13 protein-coding genes are annotated in these 15092 nt (G+C 57.1%); 5 read left to right on the top strand and 8 right to left on the bottom strand.

Going from position 1 to position 15092, the window contains the following annotated elements; translation table 11 throughout:
• Positions 1-39 precede the first annotated feature (39 nt).
• From DFP90_RS08515 to DFP90_RS08550, 8 genes are all read right to left on the bottom strand, one after another.
• Entirely contained in the window at positions 40-612 is a 573-nt protein-coding gene (locus tag DFP90_RS08515; RefSeq protein ID WP_115936025.1) for a peroxidase-related enzyme, read from the bottom strand.
• A 101-nt stretch (positions 613-713) separates the two neighbouring features.
• Positions 714-1157, bottom strand: a complete 444-nt coding sequence (locus DFP90_RS08520) for a response regulator (protein ID WP_115936026.1) — start codon at positions 1155-1157, stop codon at positions 714-716.
• Between the two features lie 103 nt (positions 1158-1260).
• A complete protein-coding gene (locus DFP90_RS08525) occupies positions 1261-2025 on the bottom strand; it encodes a TlyA family RNA methyltransferase (protein WP_245957002.1) in 765 nt (254 codons plus the stop codon).
• Positions 2018-3541, bottom strand: a complete 1524-nt coding sequence (locus DFP90_RS08530) for an MATE family efflux transporter (protein ID WP_115936028.1) — start codon at positions 3539-3541, stop codon at positions 2018-2020. Before DFP90_RS08530 ends, DFP90_RS08525 begins: the two co-directional genes overlap by 8 nt.
• 279 nt (positions 3542-3820) lie before the next feature.
• Positions 3821-4237: a YbaN family protein gene (locus tag DFP90_RS08535; protein WP_115936029.1), complete on the bottom strand. Its 417-nt coding sequence runs from the start codon at positions 4235-4237 to the stop codon at positions 3821-3823.
• A gap of 82 nt (positions 4238-4319) precedes the next feature.
• Entirely contained in the window at positions 4320-6245 is a 1926-nt protein-coding gene (dxs, locus tag DFP90_RS08540; protein ID WP_218044616.1) for a 1-deoxy-D-xylulose-5-phosphate synthase, read from the bottom strand.
• 72 nt (positions 6246-6317) lie between these two features.
• Entirely contained in the window at positions 6318-7214 is an 897-nt protein-coding gene (locus DFP90_RS08545; RefSeq protein WP_115936030.1) for a polyprenyl synthetase family protein, read from the bottom strand.
• A 69-nt stretch (positions 7215-7283) separates the two neighbouring features.
• The gene (locus DFP90_RS08550) at positions 7284-7532 is read right to left on the bottom strand and encodes an exodeoxyribonuclease VII small subunit (RefSeq protein ID WP_115936031.1); all 249 of its coding nucleotides are present in this window, start codon (positions 7530-7532) and stop codon (positions 7284-7286) included.
• A gap of 256 nt (positions 7533-7788) precedes the next feature.
• On the opposite strand from DFP90_RS08550, the gene DFP90_RS08555 reads away from it, so the two are divergent.
• The 5 genes from DFP90_RS08555 to spbR all read left to right on the top strand — a co-directional run bounded on the left by DFP90_RS08555 (position 7789) and on the right by spbR (position 14996).
• Positions 7789-8718, top strand: a complete 930-nt coding sequence (locus DFP90_RS08555) for a histone deacetylase family protein (protein ID WP_115936032.1) — start codon at positions 7789-7791, stop codon at positions 8716-8718.
• An 89-nt stretch (positions 8719-8807) separates the two neighbouring features.
• Positions 8808-9956 (top strand): efflux RND transporter periplasmic adaptor subunit, encoded by a 1149-nt coding sequence (locus tag DFP90_RS08560; protein ID WP_181905255.1) that lies wholly within the window; start codon positions 8808-8810, stop codon positions 9954-9956.
• Between the two features lie 51 nt (positions 9957-10007).
• Complete coding sequence (locus DFP90_RS08565; protein WP_115936034.1) at positions 10008-13184, top strand: efflux RND transporter permease subunit; 3177 nt, start codon at positions 10008-10010, stop codon at positions 13182-13184.
• 136 nt (positions 13185-13320) lie between these two features.
• Positions 13321-13617 (top strand): ArsR/SmtB family transcription factor, encoded by a 297-nt coding sequence (locus DFP90_RS08570; protein WP_115936035.1) that lies wholly within the window; start codon positions 13321-13323, stop codon positions 13615-13617.
• A 239-nt stretch (positions 13618-13856) separates the two neighbouring features.
• A complete protein-coding gene (gene spbR / locus DFP90_RS08575; RefSeq protein WP_115936036.1) occupies positions 13857-14996 on the top strand; it encodes a SpbR family protein in 1140 nt (379 codons plus the stop codon).
• Positions 14997-15092: the final 96 nt, after the last annotated feature.

Raw genomic sequence — 15092 nt, forward strand, 5'->3', positions numbered from 1 at the left:
GAGTTGGTATTATTGCCGAAGGGCGTTAAAGGTCTCGTGTTACCGGTTTTTTGTGTGGTATTCGCGGTTCGGCATCATGTCTAATCCATGTGCCATCCTGTTGGTATAGTTGAAAAAACCGATGGTTTCACAAATGTCGAAATAGGATTCTTCATCAAAGCCAGCAGATAGGAGCGCCTGCCGGTCGGCCTCGGTGGTCGCCGCGGGCGTCTCGGTCATTTTCCAGGCAAAATCCAGCATCGCACGCTGTTTAGCCTCCAGCGGGGCCACCCGATAATTCATCACAAGCATTTCCCCCAGTTCCGGATCGCCGCTCAGTTCCCGCACGGCCTGGCCATGGGCGACAAGGCAGTAGTAACAGCGGTTGCAACTGCTCACCACCACGGCAATCATTTCCCGCTCCAGTTTACTGAGTTTCGATTCCGCCAGCATGACCTCATTATAATGGTCAATGAATTTGCGCAGACGTTCGGGGCGGAAGGAATAGGATTTCAACACATTGGGCACCAAACCCAGTTTTTCCTCGCAGATCGAGAGATATTTCTGCAAGTCCGCGTCCAACTCGCCGGTTTCGGGAATGGGCAGGATATGAATATGGTCAGGTTGCGGCATGGGACCCCCGGCTAGATTGGTTGATGATCCAGAAAAGAATATAAGGCAGGTCGGGTGAGAATATAACCACCTGCAGGAAACAGGGGCGTGTTAAATCTCGGTTAATCCGAGGCGGCCTTGCTGGCGATGGCAATGCGTTTTTCGGCATTGTCCAAACCAATTGACATACGTTCCAATAATGCCTTGGGCATGATTGGTTTGGTCACCACGGTATCAGCCCCGGATTTAAGTGCCTCCATAATGGCGGTCTCATCCTCAACCCCGGTGACCATGATGATGGGCAGATCACGCGGCAATCCATCCTTGCCGTCGCTGTTGCGCAGCATCTGGACAAATTCGATCCCGCCCATGGGCTTCATGCGGATATCAACCAACGCCATGTCGGGCGCAAAATCGGTCAGCACCTTGATCGCTTCACGACCGTCGCCAACCTCTCGGATATGCGCGACCGCAACGGTTTTCAGGATGGATCGGATCAGCCGGCGAATGGGTTCATGATCGTCCACGACCAGGATCTTCATTCCCTTGAAGCGCGACAGATCCATAAAAATTAACCTCCTAACCGATTGATATCTGGAATTTTAGCGGTGATTCTTGTCCCCGGCCAAGGGGTAAGTTGGTCACTTTTGCGGGATCGGGTTTCGAGAATCACGATCGTTTGGCATGGATGAGAAATTCCACATTGCCCTGCGGCCCGGTGATCGGACTTTCCGTCAGCCCCTGAACCGACCAGCCGTCCAGGCTGTTCAGCCAGTCGCGCACATCGTCACAGGCTTGTTGATGCAGGGCCGGATCCCGGACAACACCGCCTTTGCCAACCTGTCCCTTGCCGACTTGAAACTGCGGCTTGATGAGGGCCAACAGCCAACCGCCGGGTTTGACCAATGCGAGGGCGGCGGGCAGCACTTTTTCCAGGCCGATGAAACTGGCATCGCAGACAACCGCATCAATTGGATCGGGTACGGTCTCTGCATCCAATGTCCGGGCATTGGTGGATTCCATCACCACAACCCGGTCATCGGTGCGCAGTTTCCAATGCAACTGGCCGCGGCCAACATCGACCGAATAAACCTTGGTCGCGCCATTTTGCAGCAGCACATCGGTGAACCCACCGGTTGAGGCCCCGACATCCACAGCGATCAGGCCCGTTGGATCGAGGTCAAATTCATGCAAGCCCTTTTCCAGTTTCAACCCGCCGCGACTGACCCAGGGATGGTCCTGGCCACGCACTTCAAGCGGTTTGTCATCGGCGAGCTTGTCACCGGGTTTGGCTATCTTTTGTTCGCCGCTAAAGACCTTACCCGCCATCACCAGGGCCTGGCCCTTCGTGCGGGTCTCCACCAGACCGCGATCCACCAGTAACTGGTCGACACGGATTTTCTTGGGCTTGGCAGGTTTGGCAGTCTCAGTCATCGAACAATCGCTCATCAGCAGTCTTGAAATAGAAGCGGATCATATAGGCGAGCGCCGCGGTAACCAAGCCCAGTGCCATGCCCCACCAGATTCCGATCACACCGGCCTCCAGATAAAAGCCGAAGAGAACTGCGGCGCTGATACCGATGCCCCAATAACAGACCAGCCCGATCATGGAAGCGGCCAGCATATCGGAAATGCCATTCAAGGTGCCGGCCATGATCAACTGTAGGCCATCCGTGATCTGGAACAGGGCCGCGACCGCGAGCAATGATGCCGCCAGCATCAATACCTGCTGAGCGTCAGGGGTTTCCGGATCCAGGAAAACCTGGGACAGCTCATAGGGAAAAAAGGTGAAGAGCAGGGCAAAACAGCCCATGAAGCCAAGCGCCATGAAAAGCGAGCTCAGGCACGCCCGGCGAATTCCGGAGACATCTTTGCGGCCCATGAAAAAGCCCGCCCGCGTGCTGGCGGCACCGGAAAAACCGAGCCCCACCATATAGGCAATTGATATCCATTGCAGCGCAATGGCATGGGCGGCGACCTCGATCGGGCTGAACAGGCCCGCCAGTAGGGTGCCAGTGGAAATCAGCCCCTCTTCGGCCAGGCCGGAGGCGATCATGAAGGCAACAGTGACAATATTCATGGCGATGGCATGGGCAGCGGTTTCATTGGGGCCGATGCTGCCCGCGGTCAGAGTGGCGGCGGAAAACATGCCCTGTTCCAGCATGAAGCCGATGCCGATTGGAACACCAAGCTTAAAAATCTGACGATAGAGGGACCAATCCGGACGCCAGAGACGACCCAATATGTGATAACGCCGATAGGGCAGACGGGTATAGAGGATCGACAGGCAGATCAGGAACATGGTGGCATTAACCAGCAGGCTGGACAGCCCCGCGCCCGGTAGCCCCATTTCCGGCAGGCCCAGATTGCCGAACAATAGACCGTAATTCAGCACTGCATTCAAAATGATGCCCACAATCGTGATATAGAGTGTCGGGCGTGCCCGGCCCAGCGCAATCATGAAACAGCGCATGGCATCATACATCAGGGTGAAGACCATGCCCCACATGAAGAAATGCATATAGCCGGTGGCCCGGCCGATCAGGCGCTGATCCTGGAACAAAATGTTCAAGACCCAGTCAATCTGCCAGAGCAGGATCATGGCAGGAACCGCCAATGTCAAAGCGACCCAAATTCCCTGGCGAACTGCCCGGCGCGCCATGCGCGGATCGCCGGCACCCAGGGCCTGGGAGGCAAGCGGTGTCACTGCGATCACCACGCCCATGCAAAACATGTAAAATCCGTAATAGACACTGATTGCAACGGCGGAAGAGGCCAACTCTTCTGCACCCAGTCGCCCGATCATCAAAACATCAGTGGTGCCGATGGCGATATGGCCGACATAGCTCAATGCCAGAGGCCAGGAAATCCCGAGCAGGCGACGCACTTCCCCGCGCGCTTCGCCAAGGGGCGAACCGAACATAGAATAGAGGGGCGCAGGCGCAGTCATGACCTGACTCCTTAAACAAGAGGGACAAACAGTTTTTGCTAGGGTTGAAACGAGTCCGGGCGTTTTGCCGGGCCGGGCAGGCTAGCAGAATGTGATCAAAATTGTAAAGAGGGAGAAAATGCCAGAATCACTGCTCAGTAACCCAGATACTGTTCACCAAACACCTTCGGATAACAGCCGACATAGTCCCGTTAGATCCGTTTCAGCGTGCCTTGGCGGAATATAGATAGAAGCTGGTATTTCCGAATCTCAGAAGGGCAAAAAACAAAGAGTGCCCTTTTAATCGGCGGGGGTTTGGGCCGCCTGGCTCTGGGCACCGTCCGGCTTGCGGCTGGGTTTGCTAAGGATATACCAGGCAATGGCGGCCATCACGACGGCGGCGCAGGAAACCGCCCAAAGCGGCACCTTGAACAGGAAGATCATCATCACCAGGGATCCGGCCATGGCGGCACTGGACCAGATTTTTCCCCAGATCGGCACGACACGATATTGATCCCAGTCGCGCAGGATCGGGCCGAAAGATTTATGGCTGTAGAGCCAGTTATGGAATTTCTCGGAGCTTTTGGAAAAGGCCCAGAGTGCCACGATCAGAAACGGGACCGTCGGCATGATCGGCAGCAGGATGCCGACAAAGGCAAGGCCCACAGCGATGAAGCCGATAAGAAGATAAACGAGGCGCAGGCTCTTTCGGGTCATTTCACCCCATGGCGGAAAGCGAGACTATCCCCAAATGAAGGGAAGGCAGCCTTGAAATGCAATGATCTGTCGGCAGAAGCGATCAGTTTCTGATCCTCTTGTCTTTGGTATCAAGCGCTTGTTCGATTCCCAAGGCCTGAAGCGCGGCGTCACAGATGGCCGCAGCATCCAGGCTGGCTTTGGCATATTGGACGTCCGGCTTGTCATGATCCAAAAACATGTCCGGCATGTAAAGCGGCCGGACTTTCAGCCCCTGTGTCAGGTCATTCTTCACCAGGAAATCGGTGACAAGTGCACCAAAACCACCAATGGAGCCCTCTTCAATCGTGATCAGGACATCATGTCTTTCTGCCAGTTCACGGATCAGGTCTTCATCCAGCGGTTTGGCAAAGCGTGCATCGGCCACCGTGGTGCTGATGCCCCGGGCCGATAGTTCTTCTGCGGCTTTCAGGCTTTCCTGCAACCGGGCGCCAAAGGACAGGATCGCCACGGTATTGCCGTCGCGCACGATCCGGCCCTTGCCGATTTCAAGTGGTTCCGGCTTTTCCGGAATATCGACGCCAACGCCCTCGCCACGGGGATAGCGGAAGGCGATCGGCCCTTGGTCATGATGGGCTGCGGTCGCGGTCATGCGCGCCAGCTCCGCCTCGTCACTGGCGGCCATGACCACCATGTTGGGCAGGCAGCAAAGATAGGCAATATCAAACGCCCCGCAATGGGTCGCGCCATCGGCACCGACAAAACCCGCACGGTCGATGGCAAAGCGCACCGGCAAATTTTGGATCGCCACATCATGGACAATCTGGTCATAGGCGCGCTGCAGGAAGGTGGAATAAATGGCTACGAACGGGCGGTAACTCTCACAGGCCAACCCGGCGGCAAAGGTCACCGCATGCTGTTCGGCGATCGCCACATCAAAGGTGCGGTCGGGGTGGCGTTTTTCGAAAATGTTAAGTCCTGTGCCGGATGGCATGGCCGCCGTGATGGCGACGATCTTGTCATCCTCATCAGCCAGCTTGGTCAGGGTCTCGCCGAAAATGGCGGTATAGCTGGGGGCGTTGGCTTTGGCCTTATGCTGGGTGCCGGTGACCACATCAAATTTGGAAACACCGTGATATTTATCGGCGGCTTCTTCCGCCGGGGCGTAGCCCTTGCCCTTCTGGGTCACCACATGGACCAGGAAGGGGCCGCGTTCTTCGCCGTCGCGCACATTACGCAGCACGGGGAGCAGATGATCCAGGTTATGGCCATCAATCGGGCCGACATAATAGAAGCCCATCTCTTCAAACAAAGTACCGCCGGTCATCATGCCGCGGGCAAACTCCTCGGCGCGCGCAGCGGCTTTTTCCATGGGGTCGGGGAATTTATGGGCAATCTTTTTCGCCACTTCCCGAAGCGATAGATAGGATTTCGACGATAGCAGCTTGGACAGATAGGCGCTCATGGCACCGACCGGCGGCGCGATCGACATATCATTGTCGTTCAGGATGACGATCAGGCGGGAATTCATCGCGCCCGCATTGTTCATTGCCTCATAGGCCATGCCGGCACTCATCGAGCCGTCGCCGATCACCGCGATCACATTGCCATGCTCGCCATCCAGGCTTTTGCCAACCGCCATGCCGAGGCCGGCGGAGATAGAGGTGGAGCTGTGCCCGGCGCCAAAGGCGTCATATTTGCTTTCGGCCCGTTTGGTGAAACCGCTCAAGCCCCCGCCCTGGCGCAGGGTGCGTATACGGTCGCGCCGTTCGGTCAGGATTTTATGCGGATAACATTGATGGCCCACATCCCAAATCAGGCGGTCCTGTGGGGTATCAAACAGGTAATGCAGCGCAACTGTCAGTTCAACGACCCCTAAACCCGCGCCCAGATGGCCGCCGGTATGGGACACCGCATGAATGGTCTCTGCCCGCAGGTCGTCAACAAGAGCATGCAGCTGATTTTCATCCAGCTTGCGCAGCTCTTCGGGGCTGTTGACCAAATCCAGTACCGGTGTTTCCAGTTTCACCTTATGACTCCTTGGCCCTGAGGCCGGACGCGAGGCTGCAGAATGCCTCTAATTACCTTAACAAATTGCCAATCAACTGCGACGATCCACGACAAATCGGGCAACTTCGCGGAGGAAATCAGCCTTTTCGTCGAAAATCGCCAAATGGTCAACCGCCTGGTCGGCCAGCATGCGGGCCTGATCGCGGGCGCGTTCAACGCCCATAATGGAAACGAATGTGGCTTTTCCTGCCCCTGCATCCTTGCCAACCGCCTTGCCTGTTTCCGCCTCGCGCCCTTCCACATCAAGCAGATCATCTGCGATTTGGAAACAGAGGCCCAAATCCTGGGCATAGCCGCGCAGGGCCTCGCTGGCTTTTTCCTGGGCGTTGCCCAAAATGGCACCGGCCCGGCAGGAAAATTCGATCAATCGGCCGGTTTTCAGCCGTTGCAGACGGGTAATGGCATGAATATCCAGTTCCTGATCCTGGGCGCGCAAATCAATCATCTGACCACCGACCATACCATGGCCGCCGGAAGCCCGTGCCAAGGCGTGGACCAGGTCACAGCGGATCCGGGCATTGGCGTGGGTGTCCGGATGGGAAAGAACTTCGAAAGCGAGTGTCAGCAAGGCGTCGCCCGCCAGAATGGCGGTTGCGTCATCAAACTGCTTGTGAACCGTGGGCAACCCGCGCCGCAGATCATCGTCATCCATGGCCGGCAGGTCGTCATGGATCAGCGAATAGCAATGGACCAGCTCGATCGCGGCGGCGGCGCGCAGCGCGGAGGATGGCGAGACCGAAAACAGCTTGGCGGATTCGAGCAGCAGGAACGGTCGGAACCGTTTGCCGCCGTTCAGGCTGCCATGCCGCATGGCGGCGATCAGCTGCTGTTCCGGCGCTTCATGGACGGCCAGCAGCCGGTCCAATTCGGTTTCCACCTTGTCCGCCGCGGCGGCCATTGCATCTTTGAGTGTGAGCATATCCGTCATCAATACCTTCAATAGAGCGAATCACAAAGGAGAAACCGCCCAGCAGTGCGGTGGTCAGGCGATGATTGATTATTCGATTTCGGCGGAAACGGCCTGGGCCTTGCCGTTGGAATCGAGGGAGATTTTCTCCACCCGCATCCGGGCTTCCGCCAGTTTGGTTTCACAATGACGCTTTAGTTGGGCACCGCGTTCATAGGCATTGATGGATTCATCCAGGGAGACGTTGCCCCCTTCCAGGTCTTTGACGATCATTTCAAGCTGCTTGAGCGCGTCTTCGAAACTGAGCGCGGAAATTTCCTGGGGAATTGCATCTGCCATTTTATAGAACTCCGGATCTGAAACAGGCGGCGAGTGTAATGCCTCTCTCCAGTGAGGCCAAGATGGTTATGCCCTTCATGTGCAAGGTTTTTTAACCGGGACATGGAAGGCTGGCGCAATCATTATATTTAAAATTAAATTCCGCTTTTGTTTCAGCGGTTTATTGCTACACTCGTCCGGCATTTTTCTGACGCGGGTCGCATTTTTCGGGCTCGGCCTTTTGCCGGGCAGAGAGTCCTTGGGGGAGGGGGCAAAAATGACCTTGTTATTCACGCATGATAATTGCCGCCGCCATGATATGGGGGCGGGCCATCCGGAACAGCCAGCCCGGATTGATGCGATACTGCAGGCTTTGTCAGGTGAGGAGTTTCAGGATCTGGAGCGCCGGGAGGCGCCGCTGGCGGATCGCGCGACGATCCGTCTTGTGCATCCGGGCCGCTATGTGGATGACCTATTGGATGCTGTGCCCGATGACGGGCGGCATATGCTGGATGTGGATACCAGCCTGTGTCCGCGATCGGGCGAGGCGGCGCTTCGTGCGGCCGGTGCGGTCACAGCGGCGGTGGATGCGGTGTTGAAGGACGAGGATCAAAACGCCTTTTGTCTGGTCCGGCCGCCGGGCCATCATGCGGAACCGGACCGGGCCATGGGGTTTTGTCTGTTCAATAATGTCGCGGTCGGTGCGGCCCATGCCAGGGCCATATATGGGGTCGACCGGGTGGCGGTAGTGGATTTTGACGTGCATCATGGCAATGGCAGCCAGGCGATGTTCGAGGGGGAGGCTGATTGGTTTTATGCCTCGAGCCATCAAAGCCCCCTTTACCCGGGAACAGGGCGGGATTTTGAAACCGGGGTGGCCGGCAATATTTTGAATGTGCCCTTAAGTCCCCATACGGGATCCGATGGATTTCGCGCGGCGTACCAGGGTAGGATCTTTCCGGCATTGAAAGAACACCGGCCGGACCTGATATTCATTTCGGCCGGTTTCGATGCCCATCGGGATGATCCCCTGGCCCAGCTTGCTTTGACGGATGACGACTATTTCTGGGTGACGCAGGAATTAATGGCCGTGGCGGATGAATGTTGTGGGGGCAGGATCGTTTCAACCCTGGAAGGGGGCTATGATCTCGCCGCGCTGGGACGGTCTGCAGCAGCGCATATCCAGGCGCTGATGGGGCGGGAATAGGCCTGTTGACCCGGATTTGTGCCGGGGCAGAGTAAATGACATATAATAGGTGGATAATATCCGTGTGGAACGGGTCAGTGAAGGATGGGATGATGACGGTATCTGGATTGAAACGGGTGATGGGGGTGGCCACGGTTGCCGCGGTCGCAATGCTGTTTGCTGCCCCGGCACTGGCGCAGGGCAAGGGATTTCCTGCCCTTGTGGATGTGGATACGGTGATCAGCCAGCCCTTGTCCCAGACCATGCCGGTGATCGGGCGGTTTGTTGCGCGTGAGCGCGGTGTGGTTTCCAGCCTGACCGCAGGCCCGGTTGCGGCGGTAGAGGTCGAGGTCGGGGAGCGTGTAGAAGCGGGACAGGTGCTGATTCGTCTTGATGATGCGGTTATCACTCAGGAACGGAATCTTGAGGCGGCCGCTGTCAAGCAGAGCCGCGCCGAGCTCTCGACCGCGAAAGAGGCGCTGGGCCTGGCACTGCAGGAACAGAAACGACTTGAGCGGTTGAAAGGATCTGCGGCTTTCTCCCAGGCGCGCCTGGATGACAAAAAGAAGGAAGTGGCGCGCCTGCGGTCCGAACAGGCGGAAGCTGAAGCCGCGGTCGCGAAGTCCCAGGCCAGCCTGGCGCTGGCCGAAATTGATTTGAAACGGACCCGTGTTCTGGCGCCCTTTAACGGTGTGGTGATCGAACGGCACACAGAAAGGGGCGCATATCTGAGTGCTGGCGGCAATGTGGTCACCCTGCTCAATGATGAGGATATGGAAGTTGAGGCGGATGTGCCGGCGAATCGGATTGCGGGCCTGACGCCAGGCCGTCTGGTCGAGATAGAATTGGTGGCGGGCGAGAACCAGCAGGCCATCGTACGTGCGGTGGTGCCGGATGAAAATGTTTTGACCCGGACCCGTGCGGTCCGTTTCACACCGGCGGCCAAGGCAACTGAACCAGGCGCACTTGCGGCGGGGCAGTCCGTGACGGTCTTTATTCCCGTCGGCACCGCCCGCGAGATCGTATCGGTTCACAAGGATGCGGTCCTGCCCCAGGGCGGCCGGAACCGGGTTTATGTTGTGCGCAACGGTGTGGCCGAGATCCGGGAAATCACCTATGGCGAGGCTGTCGGCGACCGGTTGGAGGTGCTCTCCGGCCTCGAACCCGGCGATGTCACGGTGATTCGTGGCAATGAACGCATCCAGCCCGGCCAGGAAGTCACCTATCAGGGCATGCCCGGCAATGGCACAGGCGGTTGATCCGCAAAGCAGTCCCTGATCTTTAACCGTTAATCTTTAGGCGTTGGCGTCATGAATTTGATTTCCCTTTCCATTCAGCGGCCGGTCGCGGTGATCGCGGCGGTTTTGATGGCGGTGATGTTCGGGGCGGTGGCCTTGACCTCCATCCCGATCCAGTTGGCGCCGGATGTATCCCGTCCCGTGATTACGGTCAGCACCAACTGGCCGGGGGCTGCCCCTGCTGAGGTGGAGCGGGAAATCGTCAATGAGCAGGAAGATGTGCTCAAAGGGCTGGAAGGCATGAAATCCATGACCAGTTCGGCCAGCAACGGGCAGGCGCGCATTACGTTGGAGTTTGATGTCGGCCAGGATATGGGGCGGGCCCTGCTGTTGACGGCCAACCGCCTGGATCGAGTCAGCGGCTATCCGGACGAAGCGGATGAACCGACCCTGGCAACGGTCGGATCGGAAGATAATGCCATTGCCTGGTTTCGGATTCGCAAAACGGATAATGAAACCGGTCCGGCGATTGGAACCTATCGCGATTTCGTGGTCGATGTGGTCAAAGAGCGGATCGAGCGTGTTCCCGGCGTCAGTGAGGTCAATGTTTATGGCGGCGGTGAACGGGAGATGCAGGTGGTGGTCGAACCGGCCCTGCTGGCGCGCTATGGCCTGACCGTATCCAATGTGCTGGATCGATTGCGGGCGGCCAATGCCTCTGTCACCGGTGGCAAGGTTGATGAAGGCAAGCGCCGCTATGTGGTGCGCACGGATAATGAATTTTCCAGCCTCGATCAGGTGCGACGGGTGGTGTTGCGTTCTTCTCAGGACAGCGTGAGTGGCCGGACGGCGCGGGTGACCGTTGGCGATGTGGCAACGGTCACAATGGCTTACAAGGAACCCGGCGCAGATATTCGTTCAAGCGGTTTTGAAGCTGTTGCTGTTAATGCCACACGGGAAACCGGGGCCAATGTAATCGAGGTGATGACCGCCATTCGTGCCGCCGTTGCGGAACTGAATGCCGATGCGTTGCCCGATCGCGGGTTGCTCATGGAACAGCTGTATGATGAGACGGTCTATATCAATTCCGCGATTGATTTGGTGACCCAGAATATCTGGGTCGGTGGCATTCTCGCTGCGATCATCCTGTTGGTGTTTTTGCGCTCAGTCCGGGCGACCCTGGTGGTGGCGCTGGCTATTCCGGTGTCGGTTGTGGCTTCATTCGTGGCCATGGCGGCTATGGGCCGGTCGTTGAATGTGGTCTCGCTTGCGGGGATTGCCTTTGCTGTTGGCATGGTGGTGGATGCAGCCATTGTGGTGTTGGAAAATATCTACCGCCTGCGTCAGCAGGGCCAGCCGATCGGCAAAGCGGCCTATCACGGTGCCGCCCAGGTCTGGGGGGCGATTTTGGTTTCCGCCCTGACTACGGTGATGGTCTTCATCCCGATCCTGATCATGGAGCTGGAGGTGGGGCAACTATTCCGCGACATTGCGGTGGCGATCTCGGTCGCGGTGCTTTTGTCGCTGCTGGTTTCCATCACGGTGGTTCCGGCGCTCGCCAATTGGTTACTGTCCCATGATATCGCTGATCCGTCCCGGCGGCTGGTCAGCCTTCCTCTGGTGGATGCCTTCGGTAAGGCCTTCATGAAACTGGTCAACCGATTGACACGCGCCATGGTGAGCAGCCGCCGGCTGGCGTTGGTTATGGTGGTTTCTGTCACCGCGGTCGCGGGAACGGTCACATATATGCTGATCCCAAAATTGGAATATCTGCCTGAAGGCAACCGGAATTTTGTTTTTGGCATGCTGTTCCCGCCGCCAGGTTACAATCTGGAAACCATGAAAGAGATGGCGGGGCGGGTCGAAACAGCGGTCCGACCGCTCTGGGCCTCGGAAACCGGTCCGGAATCCGCGCCGGGCGAGCCGCCGAAAATTGAGAATTTCTTCTTTGTGGCAACCAATAACCGTACTTTCATGGGCGCGAGTGCAGTAGATTCCCAGCGGGCTGGTGAATTGTTGGGGCCGCTGACCGGGCCGATTTATCGAGAGCCCGGTACCTTCGGATTTTTCACTCAACCATCCATTTTCGGTCGGGGTGTTGGCGGGACGCGTGCGGTGGATCTTGATATCACCGGGCCGGATCTGGAACAGGTGATTGCGATCGCTCAGCAGGCGGCAGGAATGGTGTCCCAAATCCTTCCGACCAGCGAAGGGAACCAGCTGCGTCCTCGCCCGGGGCTGGAGCTGGGGGCGCCGGAAATCCGGGTCGAGCCGGACGCGGTTCATCTCTCGGATAACGGTGTAACGGCGCGTGAGTTGGGTCTGACCGTGGATGCCTTCAATGATGGGCTGCGGGTCGATGAGATCACTTATGAGGGAAAATTGATTGATTTAATGCTGACCGGCCCGGACCGCTATGCCAGCCGCACCCAGGGAATCAACAATCTGCCCGTGGTAACCTCGTCGGGCACGATTTTGCCACTTAGCTCGCTGGCCAGGATCGATGTGACGGCGGGACCGACAGAAATTCGCCACACAGAACGTGTGCGGACGATTACATTGACCATCCGTCCAAACAGCGCGATCCCCCTGGAAACCGCTCTGGAAAAGATAGAGGCGGAGGTGATCAAGCCCCTGAAAGCGCAGGGCCTGCCGGATGGCGTCCGGTTGCAAATGACCGGCACGGCTGAAAAATTGGCGGCGACCTGGGCGGAACTGCAAGTGGATCTGCTGATTGCGCTGGTGATTGTCTTCCTGGTGATGGCGGTCTTGTTTGAGAGCTTCTTGTATCCGCTGATCATTATGTTTGCGGTGCCGCTGGCAACGGCGGGCGGGTTGATCGGCTATTCCATTCTGGCGGAATTCCGATTCCAGACATTCAACATGCTTACCATTCTGGGCTTTGTGATTTTGATCGGGATCGTGGTGAATAATGCGATTTTGATTGTACATCAAACCCTGCATCACATAAGGGCCGAGGGAATGGCTGCGGCGGAGGCGATTGTGGAGGCGACCAACAACCGGGTGCGGCCGATCTTCATGTCCACCCTGACCAGTGTCGTTGGCATGCTGCCGTTGGTGGTGTTCCCCGGGGCCGGTTCTGAAATTTACAGCGGTTTGGGATCTGTTGTGGTGGGCGGTTTGGCGCTGTCCGCCGTGCTGACTTTGACCATTGTGCCGCCGCTGATGACATTGATCATTGGCTTGATGGAGCGCCCGACCAAGACCGCGCCTGCTGTTGCCGACTAGGGCCTCGCAAGGGGGCGGCAGACGGACAAATGCAGGCACGCATTGGCATTAGTGAACTATTCAAGTAGTCTGATGTTGGCGGCGGGGTGAGGCTGCCGATGAAAAACAGGGTGTAAACAGGCTTAGGCGGGGTGTCATGAAGCCTTCGGATATGGAAGCGAATGTCAGGCAGGCCAGCCTGCTTTTGAAGGCCATGAGCAATGAAAAGAGGCTCATGGTCCTGTGTTATTTGTCTCAGGGAGAAATGTCTGTTGGGGCATTGGAGAAAGTGATCGGTGTCAGCCAGTCGGCACTGTCGCAGCATCTGGCGCGGCTGCGCCGGGATGGATTTGTCCAGACCAGGCGTGAGGCTCAAACCATTTATTATTCCCTAAGGGGCGAAGAAACCATCGCCGTGATTGGAGCACTGCACGATTTATACTGTGCTTCCTGACATTTAGGTGATTGGTAATCCTGAGCCTGAATATGGTTCGTATTTTATCTAACTTCCTGTTGGTTTTTTTCCGTTGAAATCGCCTAGGGGGCAGGTAAAGTTTTTGAACGCCTCGGGCAAACCTATTGGAAAAGAGTGAAAATTTTCGTCCTTTTCAAGGAATAGGGCGCATCGTTCAGAAAATTGCTGTATGATAGGCGGATGGATTTTGGGGCATTGATGCAAGGAAAGACCATAGTATGGCGGGAAGCTTAAGCGCAGAAGATGTAAAACGCCTGATGGAAGATCCTTCCGTCGACAACCGGGCGGAAACGGCCACCAAAGTGGCCAGCCGGTTCGGCGATGGCAAATTATCAGATAATGAACGGGCGCTCGCGCAGGATATTTTCCGCATCATGGTCCGTGATGTCGAGGAACGTGTCCGGGTGGCGCTGGCGGAAAATTTGAAAGCCGCGCCGAATATTCCCAAGGATGTGGCCGTATCCCTGGCCGAGGATGTCAGCGATGCCGTGGCCCTGCCGATTATTCAGTTTTCCGAAGCGCTCAGTGATGAAGAATTGATCGCAATTATCCGGACCCAGTCCGTGGACCGCCAGGTGGCGGTTGCCTCTCGGACGGATGTCTCGGAGGCGGTGGCGGACACATTGGTTGAAGAGGGCGACAAGCGCGCCGTTGTCACCCTTGTTTCCAACGATGAAGTCAGTCTTTCGGAAGGCACCTTGAACAAGGTGGTCGACCAGTATGGCGATGATGTCGAGGTTCAAAGCCCGCTGGTGCATCGCTCCCAATTGCCGCTCAATATTGCCGAGCGTCTGGTGACCAAGCTGTCGGAAGACCTGCAGCATCATCTGGTCACCCATCATGAGCTTGGCAATGAAACCGCGACGGATCTTATCCTGCAGGCGCGGGAACGGGCGACCATAAGCCTGGTTACGGCGGGTGCAGACGAGCATGATGTAGAAACCCTTGTGCGCCAGCTTCACACGAATAAGCGGCTGACCCCTTCCATTATTCTCCGTTCCCTCAGTGTTGGCGATTTGGCGTTTTTTGAAACATCGCTGGCGGTGATGGGCGGGATCCCGCTCAACAACGCCCGGATCCTGATCCATGACGAGGGGGAGTTGGGGTTCAAGTCGCTGTTCAGCAAGGCGGGCCTGCCAAAGCAGCTTTTTGGCGCGTTCCAGACTGCCGTGTCGCTGGTCCGGGATGCGGAAGGCGAACGCTATGACGGCAATCCGGACGAACAGATGCGCCGTATGCTGGAACATATCCTCACTGTTCACGAAGATATTGTTGATGAATATGGCGGCGAGAATGTCGAGTATCTGCTGGCTAAGTTCAATGCCTTGGCACAAGAAGGGCAGGCCAATCAGGCTTGAGTCTTTTCGCCGGTTCGTGACCGGTTTATAGTTTGTTGAAGGGCCGGCCTCGACCGGCCCTTCGGCTGTTTGCTGTTTTTCCTTTTTTTCGCCACC

It is taken from the genome of Aestuariispira insulae, from assembly GCF_003385955.1.
Lineage (GTDB): Bacteria > Pseudomonadota > Alphaproteobacteria > UBA8366 > Aestuariispiraceae > Aestuariispira > Aestuariispira insulae.

Coding starts and splice junctions, on each gene's coding strand:
- DFP90_RS08515 (WP_115936025.1), bottom strand. CDS start 612: ATGCCGCAACCTGACCATATTCATATCCTGCCCATTCCCGAAACCGGC.
- DFP90_RS08520 (WP_115936026.1), bottom strand. CDS start 1,157: ATGGATCTGTCGCGCTTCAAGGGAATGAAGATCCTGGTCGTGGACGAT.
- DFP90_RS08525 (WP_245957002.1), bottom strand. CDS start 2,025: ATGACTGAGACTGCCAAACCTGCCAAGCCCAAGAAAATCCGTGTCGAC.
- DFP90_RS08530 (WP_115936028.1), bottom strand. CDS start 3,541: ATGACTGCGCCTGCGCCCCTCTATTCTATGTTCGGTTCGCCCCTTGGC.
- DFP90_RS08535 (WP_115936029.1), bottom strand. CDS start 4,237: ATGACCCGAAAGAGCCTGCGCCTCGTTTATCTTCTTATCGGCTTCATC.
- DFP90_RS08545 (WP_115936030.1), bottom strand. CDS start 7,214: ATGACGGATATGCTCACACTCAAAGATGCAATGGCCGCCGCGGCGGAC.
- DFP90_RS08550 (WP_115936031.1), bottom strand. CDS start 7,532: ATGGCAGATGCAATTCCCCAGGAAATTTCCGCGCTCAGTTTCGAAGAC.
- DFP90_RS08555 (WP_115936032.1), top strand. CDS start 7,789: ATGACCTTGTTATTCACGCATGATAATTGCCGCCGCCATGATATGGGG.
- DFP90_RS08560 (WP_181905255.1), top strand. CDS start 8,808: ATGATGACGGTATCTGGATTGAAACGGGTGATGGGGGTGGCCACGGTT.
- DFP90_RS08565 (WP_115936034.1), top strand. CDS start 10,008: ATGAATTTGATTTCCCTTTCCATTCAGCGGCCGGTCGCGGTGATCGCG.
- DFP90_RS08570 (WP_115936035.1), top strand. CDS start 13,321: ATGAAGCCTTCGGATATGGAAGCGAATGTCAGGCAGGCCAGCCTGCTT.
- spbR (WP_115936036.1), top strand. CDS start 13,857: ATGGCGGGAAGCTTAAGCGCAGAAGATGTAAAACGCCTGATGGAAGAT.